Origin of the sequence: Sphingobium xenophagum NBRC 107872 (assembly GCF_000367345.1) — a bacterium.
Taxonomy (GTDB): domain Bacteria; phylum Pseudomonadota; class Alphaproteobacteria; order Sphingomonadales; family Sphingomonadaceae; genus Sphingobium; species Sphingobium xenophagum.
In genome coordinates this window covers 1-12618 of the sequence record NZ_BARE01000073.1, presented here as the reverse complement: position 1 = coordinate 12618, position 12618 = coordinate 1, and the positions used below count along the sequence as shown (strand labels likewise).

General features: G+C 62.4%; 11 protein-coding genes and 1 pseudogene. All 12 read left to right on the top strand.

Annotated elements, in window-relative coordinates:
- Nucleotides 1–235, top strand: a pseudogene (locus SX1_RS23190) (phosphomannomutase); the annotation flags it as partial.
- A gap of 417 nt (nt 236–652) precedes the next feature.
- Nucleotides 653–1948, top strand: a complete 1296-nt coding sequence (locus tag SX1_RS20595; protein ID WP_026150005.1) for an OmpP1/FadL family transporter — start codon at nt 653–655, stop codon at nt 1946–1948.
- A gap of 120 nt (nt 1949–2068) precedes the next feature.
- The gene (ispG, locus tag SX1_RS20590) at nt 2069–3229 is read left to right on the top strand and encodes a flavodoxin-dependent (E)-4-hydroxy-3-methylbut-2-enyl-diphosphate synthase (RefSeq protein ID WP_017183155.1); all 1161 of its coding nucleotides are present in this window, start codon (nt 2069–2071) and stop codon (nt 3227–3229) included.
- Nucleotides 3230–3249: 20 nt separating this feature from the next.
- Nucleotides 3250–4149, top strand: coding sequence for a DMT family transporter (locus SX1_RS20585; protein ID WP_019054605.1), 900 nt, complete (start codon nt 3250–3252; stop codon nt 4147–4149).
- Nucleotides 4150–4644 carry a GNAT family N-acetyltransferase gene (locus tag SX1_RS20580; protein WP_019054604.1) on the top strand — a complete coding sequence of 165 codons (495 nt, stop codon included), beginning with the start codon at nt 4150–4152 and terminating at the stop codon, nt 4642–4644.
- 250 nt (nt 4645–4894) lie between these two features.
- Nucleotides 4895–7213: an FtsK/SpoIIIE family DNA translocase gene (locus tag SX1_RS20570; RefSeq protein ID WP_017183151.1), complete on the top strand. Its 2319-nt coding sequence runs from the start codon at nt 4895–4897 to the stop codon at nt 7211–7213.
- A gap of 101 nt (nt 7214–7314) precedes the next feature.
- On the top strand, nt 7315–7950 hold the full coding sequence (locus tag SX1_RS20565) for a LolA family protein (RefSeq protein ID WP_019054603.1): 636 nt from the start codon (nt 7315–7317) through the stop codon (nt 7948–7950).
- Nucleotides 7951–8225: 275 nt separating this feature from the next.
- A complete protein-coding gene (gene xth / locus SX1_RS20560) occupies nt 8226–9023 on the top strand; it encodes an exodeoxyribonuclease III (protein WP_019054602.1) in 798 nt (265 codons plus the stop codon).
- Complete coding sequence (gene ribA, locus SX1_RS20555; protein ID WP_019054601.1) at nt 9023–10096, top strand: GTP cyclohydrolase II; 1074 nt, start codon at nt 9023–9025, stop codon at nt 10094–10096. Before xth ends, ribA begins: the two co-directional genes overlap by 1 nt.
- Nucleotides 10093–10593, top strand: coding sequence for a L,D-transpeptidase family protein (locus tag SX1_RS20550; protein ID WP_019054600.1), 501 nt, complete (start codon nt 10093–10095; stop codon nt 10591–10593). Before ribA ends, SX1_RS20550 begins: the two co-directional genes overlap by 4 nt.
- Nucleotides 10594–11006: 413 nt before the next feature.
- Complete coding sequence (locus SX1_RS20545) at nt 11007–12173, top strand: nucleotide sugar dehydrogenase (protein WP_026150004.1); 1167 nt, start codon at nt 11007–11009, stop codon at nt 12171–12173.
- 202 nt (nt 12174–12375) lie between these two features.
- Nucleotides 12376–12618 (top strand): type I phosphomannose isomerase catalytic subunit (locus tag SX1_RS23185; RefSeq protein ID WP_043146205.1); only part of this gene is annotated, 243 nt, incomplete at its 3' end.

The following is a 12618-nucleotide window of genomic DNA, read 5'->3' as shown; positions in this document are numbered from 1 at the left end:
GCCCAAATTCGCCGTGATCGACGAGATACTGGCCCGGCTGCGCGCGACGGGCGCCGATGTGAACGCGATCGACGGTGCCCGCGTCCGTACGGCCGATGGCTGGTGGTTGCTGCGCGCCTCCAATACGCAGGCGGCGTTGGTCGCCCGCGCCGAATCGCATGATCAGGCGGGGCTGGCGCGGCTTGTCGCCCAGATCGACGCCCAGTTGCACGAATCGGGGATCAGCCGCACTTAAGTCGGCTTGGGGGCGTGAGCCGACACCGAAAAATTCGATATCGCTATCATCTCTTCTTGCGCCTTTCCCTTACGGAAAGCTGACAACGCAGTCATCGTTGCATTTTATGCAATCACTCCATCATATTTCGCATTTGCAACAATCGTCGCTGCGCCGCAAAAGAAACTCGCCTTTCAGGCATCCTCTCCTAAAACTTATACAGCCGTCCTTCGGGGCGGCTTTTTTTTGTCCAGTCGCCGCGCGGGTCTGCCGTAGCGTCCGGCCGTCGCCGACCCACGCAACCATCTGTAAATGCGATGAATCGGACAGGCCCGATACTGGAAATTAACCATGATGCTGCTATCCGCGCTGCGCAAAGTCGACCTGTGCGCGCATCAGCGTGACGGCGTCGGCACGATAGTCAAAAGAGGATCGCCCATGTCGTTTAGCCGTCGCCTTCTTCCCTTCCTCCTGTCAGGCATGCTGGCAGCCCCGGTCCCGGCGCTGGCGGGCGGCTTCTATCTTCAGGAACAATCGCCCAAGGAAACCGGGCGTGCCCTGTCGGGCGGTGCGGCGGCGGGCGATGATCCATCGACCATCTATTTCAACCCATCGGCCATGACTCAATTGCCGGGCATCCAGACGTCGGTAGGCGGCGTCATCCTGTCGGCGACCGCCCAGCAGAGCAATCGCGGGTCGAGCCGTTCCGTGCCGGGCCTGCCTGTATCGGTGCCGGTCACCGGCAATGATGGCGGCAACCCGTTTGCCAAAGTCATTCCCATTCCCAGCTTCTATGCCACCGCACAGGTCAGCGACCGGCTCTGGCTTGGCCTGGGCGTCAACGCCCCCTTCGGCCTGAAGCTGGATTATGACGAAAGCTATTTCGGCCGGTATGATTCCCTGCACACCGACCTGAAAACCTATAATATACAGCCGTCTGCCGCCTATAAGCTGAGCGACAACCTCTCCATCGGCGGCGGCGTCGACGTGCAATATGTCAAGGTGAAGCTCACCAACGCGCTGCCCCAGCTGTCCCCGCTGCTCGCCGACGGCCATGCCTCGGTCGAGGGGGACGACCTGTCGGTCGGCTGGAACGCGGGCCTGTTCTACACGACCGGCGATACCAATTTCGGCGTCCATTATCGTTCGCGCATGACCCACAATCTGAAGGGCGACCAGACGATTTCGGGACTGGTAGGGCCGCTTGCCGCCGCCAACGGCACGTTCGACGCCAATGCCCCGCTGGAACTGCCCGACATCGTGACCGTCAGCATGATGCACCGGCTGACCCCGAAATTGCGGGCGATGCTGACCGCGCGCTGGTATAACTGGTCGGTGTTCAGGGCGATCACCATCAACACCGCCACCGGCGCTTCGGTCAAGGAAATGCATTATCATGACAGCTACAGCGTCAGCGCTGGCGGCGAATATGATGTCAGCGACCGCCTGACCCTGCGTGCGGGGACGATGTTCGACCGCACGCCGACCAATCCGCAATTTCTGACCACCCGCGTTCCCGATGGCGACCGCGTCTGGCTGAGCGGTGGCGCGACCTGGAACATGTCGTCCGCAATGGCGCTGAACCTGAGCTACGCGCATACCTTCGTGGAAAAGGCGAACATCATTCGCCCGGATCATTATTATCCCGCGCCCGCCACGGTGACGACCACGACCCTGTCGAGCGCCAGCGGCAATGCGGACCAAGTGGCCGCGTCCCTGACGGTCCGTTTTTGACGGGCCGCACCAGCGAGTCAGCGCTGCGTGTTTCGGCTTGGCTGAAACAAAAAACAGCAACGGTTTTAACCGTCACCAAACATCCCTATAGCGGCTCCATATTGATGGAGCCGCTTACAGATGTCCGACCATAATCCCGGCCTGCGCCCCTGGCGCGACATTGCGCGGCGCAACAGCCGCCAGATCATGGTCGGCAATGTGCCCGTCGGTGGCGGCGCGCCGGTCACGGTCCAGACCATGACCAACACGCTGACCCACGACATCAAGGGCACGATCGACCAGATCCGCCGTTGCGAGGAGGCGGGCGTCGACATCATCCGCGTGTCCTGCCCCGATGAGGAATCGACCGCAGCGCTCAAACAGATCGTCCGCGCCGCGCGCGTGCCGATCGTGGCCGACATTCATTTCCACTATAAGCGCGCGCTTGAAGCCGCCGATGCGGGCGCGGCCTGCCTGCGCATCAACCCCGGCAACATCGGTTCGTCCGCGCGGGTCAAGGAAGTGGTGGACGCGGCAAAGGCGAACAATTGCGCCATTCGCATCGGCGTCAACGCAGGAAGCCTGGAGCGCGACCTCCTCGAAAAATATGGCGAACCCTGCCCCGAAGCGCTGGTCGAAAGCGCGCTCGACCATATCAAGCTGCTGCAGGACCAGGATTTTCATGAATATAAGGTCGCGGTGAAGGCCAGCGACGTGTTCCTGGCGGTCGCTGCCTATATGCAACTGGCCGATGCGGTCGATTGTCCGCTGCACCTTGGCATCACCGAAGCCGGCGGGCTGATCGGCGGTACGGTCAAGAGCGCGATCGGCATCGGCAACCTGCTCTGGGCGGGGGTCGGCGACACGATCCGCGTTTCGCTGTCCGCCGAACCGGAAGAGGAAGTGCGGGTCGGCTATGAGATTCTCAAATCGCTCGGCATCCGCACCCGTGGGGTCAAGGTGATCTCCTGCCCCTCCTGCGCGCGACAGGGATTCGACGTCATCCGCACGGTCCAGGCGCTTGAAGAACGGCTCCAGCATATTCACACACCGCTCTCGCTTTCGGTCCTGGGCTGCGTCGTCAACGGTCCCGGCGAGGCCCGCGAGACCGACATTGGCCTCACCGGCGGCGGCAATGGCAAGCATATGGTCTATCTGTCGGGTGTCACCGACCACACCATCCAGGACGAAAATATGATCGACCACATCGTCCGGCTGGTCGAGACCAAGGCCGCCGAGATCGAGGCGGCCAGCGCCGAATCCGACATGACCGACGCGGGCAAGGCGGAGGCGGCGGAATAGCGCCGGGCATCGCAGCCGCCATGTCGCCATCGCGCGCATTTCTCATTCCCTTTGCCGTCTGCTGCACGGGCGTCGCGCTGTTTTCCGTGATGGATGCGGCGATGAAGGGCCTCAGCCTCGCCATCGGCCTCTACAACGCCCTGTTCTGGCGCGCGCTGACCGGGACGCTGCTGGGGCTTGGCCTGATGCTGATGACCCGCCAGCGCTGGCCCGACGCCATGGTATTGCGCCTGCACCTGCTGCGAGGATCGGTCGTGGCGCTGATGGCCGGCTTGTTCTTCTGGGCGCTCATGCGGATGCCGCTGGCCGAAGCGATCGCTCTATCCTTCATCGCGCCGCTGATCGCGCTGTATCTTGCTGCCCTGCTGCTGGGCGAAACCATCGGACGACAGGCGATCTTCGCGTCGCTGCTGGGGCTTTTGGGGGTCGGGGTGATCCTGTCGGGGCGTTTGCAGGGCGGCTATGATCGTGACGCCCTGCTTGGCGCGCTGGCGGTGCTGGCGTCGGCGGTGCTCTTCGCCTGGAACCTCATCCTGCAACGCCAGCAGGCGCAGCGCGCCTCGCCGATCGAGGTCGCCTTCTTCCAGCATCTTGTCATGCTGGGCGTGTTCGCCATCGGCGCGCCTTTTTACGCGCGACTGCCAGTTCCGTCAGCCATACCGCTGATCCTGCTGGCGGCGGGTCTTGCCTTCACCTCGCTCGCCGCACTGGCCTGGGCCTATGCGCGCGCGGAGGCGCAGCGGCTGATCCCGGTCGAATATAGCGCGTTTCTCTGGGCAGCCGTCGTCGGCTGGCTGGCCTTTGGCGAGCGGCTGACGCTGACCACCGTGGCGGGCGCGGCCCTTATCATCGCCGCCTGCCTGATCACCGCGCGCGGCAAGCGGGCCGCCATTGCCCATGTCGAACCGGGAACTGCCTGAATGACCCTGACCATCCGCCCCGCCATGCCGGACGATATCGACATGATCATCGGCTTCATCCGCGCCCTGGCGGACTATGAAAAGCTGTCGCATGCGGTGAAGGCGGACCGGGCGACGCTCGCGCATTATCTGTTCGGCCCGCGTCCCATGGCCGAAGTGCTGATGGCGGAATCGGGCGGCGCAGCCATCGGCTTCGCGCTGTTCTTCCACAATTTCTCGACCTTTGAAGGGCGACCGGGACTTTATCTGGAGGATTTGTTTGTCCAGCCGGAATCGCGCGGCGTCGGCGCGGGCAGGGCGTTGCTTGCGCGGCTGGCGCAGATCGCGCTGGAACGCGACTGCGCCCGGCTGGAATGGTCGGTGCTGGACTGGAACGCGCCAGCCATCGCGGTTTACCACGCGATCGGCGCGCAGCCGATGGATGAATGGACGGTCCAGCGGCTCGATGGGGAAGCCCTGCGCGCGCTTGCCGCCACGGCAGCGATCAGCGTTTGATCGCATCCTCGACGCTGACGAAAATCAGCATGGCGGCAAAGGCGCCCAGCGACAGGGCAACCACGGTGGGGAAATATTCGGCGATCATGGCACATTCCTTTCGGGCCTGTTCCTGCCCTGCCGCGAACCCCGTTCGCCATACGGAATGTTACGGATCGGGCGGGACGAGCCGTGGGCGCGCACCCTTGACGCCGACTCCTCGCTCGGCGCAATGTGCGCAAACGGAACATTTGGGGGACATGGGGTTAAGATGGCTGTCAGCCGCACAGTGAAGCGCACGCCCGAATGGCGCGAAATGCTCAAGCGCAGCCTGCTTCGCAGCGGTGCGCTGATCGGGGCGATCGCGCTGATGCTGGCGACCCTGTTCCTGGCGCTGGCACTGCTCAGCTATACGCCCAGCGACCCGTCGATGAACACGGTGGCGGGTGATCATGTCGCCAATGTCATGCAGGCGCCCGGTGCCTGGACCGCGGATTTCCTGCTCTGGCTGCTGGGCGTGCCCATCGCGCTGATCCTGCCGCTGATGGCGATAACCGCGCGCCGCCTGTGGGGCGATCAGGATATGAGCGCGTGGAAGGGCCAGTTTGGCCAGTGCCTGTTTGGCATCATCCTGATCGGGATCGCGCTGGCCCTGTTTCAGAGCAATCCGCTGGTTGGCCTGCCCGCTGGCTGGGGCGGGGTGATCGCGCTCGTCACGGCCAAGGGGATCATCAGCCTGACCACGCAGGTGCCGGTGGCGCAGCCGTGGATCATCGGCGCTATCGTCATCCTCGCCATGATCGGCGGCCTGTTCGCCTGCTATCGCAGCCTGGCGCTGGAAAAGCCGATCCTTGCGCTCCGTCGCCCGACCCTGCCCAGGCTCAGCCTGCCCCGGCCCAGCCTCGGCCTTGCCGGCAGCAGCGCTGAGGATGACGATGAGGACGAAGTGATCGGCGAACGGGTCATCGCCCCGCGCAAGACCGTGTCGAACGAACCCAAGCCGCCCATCACCATCCAGACGCCCAAGCCCGCACCGGCCCAGCGGCCCATGGCTCCGGTCAGCCAGGACGACCTGTTCGGCCACAGCTCGTTGCCGTCGCCCGACCTGCTCAACCCGGTTCCGGTCAGCCAGGGCGGCAAGATCGACAAGGCGGCGCTGGAGCGCAATGCCCGGTTGCTCGAATCCGTGCTCGACGACTTCCATGTGAAGGGCAATATCGTCGAGGTTCGCCCCGGCCCCGTCGTCACCATGTATGAACTGGAACCAGCCCCCGGTATCAAGGCCAGCCGGGTGATCGCGCTGGCCGACGACATCGCCCGCAATATGTCGGCGCTCTCTGCCCGCGTTGCGACGATTCCGGGCCGCACCGTCATCGGCATCGAACTGCCCAACGCCCATCGCGAAGGCGTGTCCTTCCGCGAACTGATCACCAGCGAACAATTTGGCGGCGAAGGCACGCTGCCGATCATATTGGGCAAGAATATCTCCGGCGAACCGATCATCGCCGACCTTGCCCCCATGCCCCATCTGCTGATCGCGGGCACCACTGGGTCGGGCAAGTCGGTCGGCCTCAACGCCATGATCCTGTCGCTGCTTTACCGCATGACCCCGGATCAGCTGCGCCTGATCATGATCGACCCCAAGATGCTGGAACTGTCGACCTATGACGATATTCCGCATCTCCTCTCCCCGGTCGTGACGGAACCGCAAAAGGCGATCCGCGCGCTCAAATGGGCGGTCGAGCAGATGGAGGACCGCTATCGCATGATGGCGTCGATCTCCGTCCGCAACCTGGCCAATTACAACGAAAAGGTCCGCGCGGCGAAGGCCAAGGGCAAGCCGCTCGGCCGCCGTGTCCAGACCGGCTATGACCCCGAAACCGGCAAGCCGATCTATGAGGAAGAACAGCTCGATTTCCAGCCATTGCCCCAGATCGTGGTCGTGGTGGACGAACTGGCGGACCTCATGATGACCGCTGGCAAGGAAGTCGAATTCCTGATCCAGCGTCTGGCGCAGAAAGCGCGCGCGGCCGGTATCCACCTGATCCTTGCGACCCAGCGCCCTTCGGTCGACGTCATTACCGGCGTCATCAAGGCCAACCTGCCGACCCGGATCAGCTTCTTTGTAACGTCGAAGATCGACAGCCGCACGATTCTGGGCGAACAGGGCGCCGAACAATTGCTGGGCAAGGGCGACATGCTCTACATGCACGGCGGCAAGGGGTTGATGCGCGTCCACGGCCCGTTCGTGTCCGACGATGAAGTCCGCGTCGTCGCCGATCACTGGCGCGCGCAGGGCCAGCCCGACTATATCCAGGCTGTCACCGAGGAACCGGAAGAAGGCAGCTTCGCACTCGATGGCGTGGACTTGGGCGACGACAGCCCCGACGCGCAACTCTTCCGCAAGGCGTGCCAGCTGGTGTTCGAAAACCAGAAAGCCTCGACCAGCTGGCTGCAACGCCAGCTCCGCGTCGGCTATAACAGCGCCGCGCGCCTGATCGAGAAGATGGAGGAAGAAGGACTGGTCGGCCCCCCCAACCATGTCGGCCGCCGCGAAGTGCTGCGCGATGAAAATGGCAATCCGCTATAGCCTGACCGGACTGCCTGGCTGAACGGCAGGGAACGGGGGAGTTCACAGGTCGTTCAATAGCTTCGTTCTACACGGCATCCGTAACAACCGGAGAATATTCCATGAAGCGCATCAGTCTCGCGCTGGCCGCCGCGCCTGTCCTGCTTGCCGTCCCGCTCGCCGCGCCGTTGCTCGCGCAGCAGGACCAGTCCGAATTGAGCCGGGTCAACGCCTATATCCGCGCGGTCACCAGCATGACTGCCGATTTCAGCCAGACCGATCGCAACGGCCAGACGCTGACCGGCCAGCTGACGCTCAAGCAACCGGGAAAGATCCGTTTTCAATATCAGAAGGGCGTGCCGCTGCTGATCGTCGGCGATGGCAAGGCGCTGACCATGATCGATTATGAAGTGCGGCAGGTGCAGCGCTGGCCGATCGGCAACTCTCCGCTGGGCGCGCTGCTCGATCCGAACAAGGATCTGTCCAAATATGGCAAGGTCGTGCCAACCGGCGACCCGTCGATCCTGAGCGTGGAGGCGCGCGATCCCAAGCGGCCCGAATATGGCACGATCACCATGATTTTCCGGCGGGATGCGGCCAGCCCGGCTGGCCTGCAACTTTACGGCTGGGTAGCGCTCGATTCGCAGAATAATCGCACGGCCATCCGACTTTCCAACCAGCGCTATGGCGTGCCGGTCGCCGATTCCGCGTTCCGCTGGACCGATCCCCGGCCAAAGGGCCGCTCCGCAGGCGGCTGAAACGAGCGCCCTGCACGATGGACGGAAAAACTTGGCTTTCCGTTCATCTGCCGCTCATATCCGGAGCGCTATCTAGAACTCCACGGCGAGAGGCCAACCGGGATTTCCCCCCTGTTACCCGGCATACTCCTCCCGTCGCATAGCGCTTCAAGGGCGCGATCGAGACCCCCGTTCCATGCCCCCGGAGCGGGGGTCTTACTTTGTCCGCGATCCATGCAGCCCCATGGCCGAGCAGCGATCTTGCAAGCTGCGGATTACGCCCCTAGTGCCGGACCATGGCCGACACTCTTTCCATCGCATCCTGGAACATCAATAGCGTTCGCGCGCGTATCGACATTGTCGAACAATTCCTGACCCAGGAAGCGCCCGACATATTGTGCCTTCAGGAAACCAAGGTGGTGAACGAGACTTTCCCGGCCGATATGTTCCGCCGGCTGGGCTATGTCCATCAGGTGCTGAACGGGCAGAAAATGCACCATGGCGTCGCAATCATGAGCCGGGTGCCGATTTACGAGGATGACCGGCTCGACTGGCAGGCCAATGGCGAAGCCCGTCATGTCGGCGTCCGGCTCGACAATGGGGTGCGGATCGAAAATGTCTATGTCCCCGCTGGCGGGGACATTGCCGACCGGGATCAGAACCCCAAATTCGGCCAGAAGCTCGATTTTCTCGAACGCATGATCCAATGGTCGTCGACGCTGGCTGACATGCCCACCATCCTGACCGGCGATTTCAACATCGCGCCGCTGGAATGCGACGTATGGAACCACAAGCAACTCATCAATGTCGTCAGCCATACGCCGATCGAATGCGAAACGCTCGCCCGCCTTCAGGCATCGAACGACTGGGTCGACATTGGCCGCCATTTCCATCCTGCGCCGGCGCGGCTCTATACCTGGTGGAGCTATCGCGCGAAGGACTGGGCCGAATCCGATCGCGGTCGGCGGCTGGACCATATGTGGATGACCCGCGACGTCGCCGACAAGGCGGTCGCCCACCGCGTCGTCGAACCCGCGCGCAACTGGGGGAAGCCGTCCGACCATATCCCCATCATCACCGACTTCGCCTTCTGATGGGCGGTCGGGCGACAGGGCGTGACGCGGCGCGCGCTATCGACGCGCTGCGCCGTGGCTGGGCGGTGCGGGTGTCGGCCGCCGACGGTGCGCTGCGGCTGATGGCGGTGGAGGGCGCGGACGCGGTAACGCTGGCCGATTTCGATCCGGCGGGCAAAGCCGACATTTTGATTTCCGCCGCGCGTGGCCAGACGCTCAAACTCGCCAACCAGATCGCGGCGGCCGATCCCGACATGCCCGTGATGATCGCCCGCGCGCCATGGATCGACGCCGATGTCGCGACCGCCATATCCGATCCCGTGCTGGACCTTGCGTCGCCGCTCAAGGGACCGTTTCAGGCCCGGCCCCTTGCCGCACCCCTGGCTGCCAAGGCGGCGCTGCGCCTCGCACGGCTTGCCGGTATCCTTCCTGCCTATTTCGCGCTGGATGGCGACGGCGACGGGGACATCGACGTCAGCGTCGACGCGATCGACGCCTATGACGATGCCATCCACCTTGCCATCGCCACCCGTGCCAGACTGCCGGTGTCGGCCAGCGAAAGCGCGGAAATCATTGCCTTTCGCAGTCCAGATGAACCGCGCGAACATGTCGCACTGATTGTCGGCAAACGGGACTCGTCGCCCCCTGTCGTTCGCCTCCACAGCGAATGTCTGACCGGCGATGTGCTTGGCAGCCTGAAATGCGATTGCGGCCCGCAACTGCATGAGGCGCTTCACCAGATCGCCGACGCGCCCTGGGGCGTGCTGCTCTATCTGCGGCAGGAAGGGCGCGGCATTGGCCTCGTCAACAAATTGCGCGCCTATGCGATGCAGGATCAGGGCTTTGACACTGTGGATGCCAATGTCCGCCTGGGCTTTGCCATTGATGCGCGCGATTTTTCGGTCGCGGCGCGCATGCTGGACCTGATCGGAGTTCATACCGTCCGCCTGCTCACCAACAATCCGCAAAAGGTAGCGGGGCTGGAGGCGGCGGGGATCAGCGTGGCCGAACGGCTGTCAATCATCCTGCCGACCAACCCGCATAATGAACGCTATCTTGCCACCAAGCGCGACCGGACCGGCCACCAGCTATGAGGCTGATCCGCGTCGATAGCGGCGCGGGCCGCCTGAGCTTCGGCACGATCGCCATGCCCTGCGCCATCGGCCGGAGCGGTGTTTGTGCCGCCAGCGACAAGCGGGAGGGCGATGGTTGCACCCCGCTGGGCGTCTGGCCGATCCGGGGCGTATTGCTGCGACTTGGCAGGGTTGATCCGGCGGGGCTGCGTTTGCCATGGCGCTGGATACGGGCGGGCGATGGCTGGTCGGATGACCCGACCGATCCCGCCTATAATCGCCCGGTCCGCCTGCCGCGCGCCTTCTCCGCCGAAAATCTGATCCGCGCCGACGATGCCTATGATGTGATCGTCATTCTGGGCCATAATGACAGGCCGCCGGTGCCGGGGCAGGGCAGTGCGATCTTCTTCCATTTGTCGGAAGGACGGCCGACCGCGGGCTGTGTCGCGGTGGAACGCGGTGACATGGTGCAATTGCTGCCGCTGCTGGAACCTGGCGATGCCATGGAGATTGTTTGACGCCCAGGCGGCGTGTTCGATCGTCCGTCGACTCGCTGGTGGGCGTGAAGTTGATAGCGATATCGCCGGACATCGTTGAGATTCGAGACGGCGGGCATCCAACAGCATGATATTTGCGTGTGGCAGCGCATGGCTTGCGCGCTGTGAATGGAGTGACGTTCCCACATTGCGCTGCGATGCCGACTTGAAATATCAAACGGATGGCGGCTCCGGTTCAGCCAATGTTCGCCTGATCCTACACCCGTCTCAGCCGAAGCATATTGTCTGATCAAAGTGCTTTTGGCTGGATATTGTGCTGCGCAGTAACGCTTGCGTATTTTTTTTGATGTAAAATGCCTATGCAGCACATGAATCATTATTTGGGTGACGACGTAGGTTTCACCGGTTTGAGCAATGCGAGGAAGCGACGACAGATGAAAATCGCGGTTTTTGGGCTTGGATATGTGGGTCTCTCCAACGCAGTGTTGCTGGCGCAGCATAATGAGGTGGTCGCCGTCGATATCACGCCTGAACGGGTCGACATGCTCAATGCGCGCAAGTCGCCGATCATCGACGCTGAACTCGAAGAATTTCTTGCCACGCGTCCGCTCAAACTTACCGCGACGCTCAATCCGCAGGAGGCTCTGGACGGCGCCGACTATGTGATCGTCGCTACGCCCACCAATTATGATGTGAGCAGCGACAAATTCGATACATCTTCGGTCGAAGCCGTGATCGAGACAGCCAAGGTCGGCAGCCCCGATGCCACGGTCGTCATAAAATCGACGATCCCGGTCGGTTTCGTCGAAGATGTGCGCAAGCGCCTGGCGACCGAACAAGTCATCTTCAGCCCGGAATTCCTGCGTGAAGGCCGGGCGTTGCACGATAATCTTCATCCCTCGCGCATTATCGTGGGCGAACGGTCAGAACGGGCGCGCATCTTTGCCGATATGCTGTTGCAGGGCGCGGAAAAGACCGACGTCGAAATCCTGTTCACTGATCCCCGCGAGGCCGAGGCGATCAAGCTGTTCGCCAACACCTATCTTGCCATGCGCGTCGCCTTCTTCAACGAACTGGACAGCTATGCCATCGCGCACGGCATGGATTCGCGCCAGATCATTCAGGGCGTTGGACTCGATCCGCGCATAGGGTCGCACTATAACAATCCCAGCTTCGGTTATGGCGGCTATTGCTTGCCCAAGGATACCAAGCAATTGCTCGCCAATTATTCCGAAGTGCCGCAGAATCTGATCCGCGCGATCGTTGACGCCAACCGGACCCGCAAGGATTTCCTGGCCGACCAGATCATCGCCAAGGGGCCGAGGAAAGTCGGTGTTTTCCGTCTCGTCATGAAGGCGGGTTCGGACAATTTCCGCCAGTCTTCGATCCAGGGCATCATGAAGCGGATCAAGGCAAAGGGTATCGAAGTGGTGATTTTCGAACCCGCGATGGCAGACGATCAATTTTTCGGTTCAAAGGTCGTGCGTGATCTGGCTGCTTTCAAGGAAGATTGCGACATCATCATTGCCAACCGTATGACGCCGGACGTTGCCGATGTGGCGGACAAGATCTTCACCCGGGACCTGTTCGGATCGGATTGATCCCCCGCCCGGCGATTGCATCACACCGTCTGAGATGATGCACGACCGGCCGCTGGACCTGTCGTGCATCATGCCGTTTGGGTGAGAAAGGACGACGCCCAGTGCGCAACGGGTTTAATCCCGTCATTTGTTGATAGCGAAACGGGCATCTCCTATTGTCGCACCATGTTGGAAATCGGGACTAGAGCCCGACAGGATATTGATGCTGAAGCTTCGCACACATTATGTAGAAAAGCCGTGGGGCCGGACTGACCTCCCTTCCATTTTCCCGGCGACCGAAGGCAGTCAGATCGGGGAAGTGTGGTTTGAAGGCCCAGATGGACAGGATTTGCCGCTACTGGTGAAATATATCTTCACCAGTGAAAGGCTGTCGATCCAGGTTCACCCCAATGACGCGCAGGCCATGGCCAGGGGCTTGCGTCGGGGGAAGGAGGAAATCTGGGCT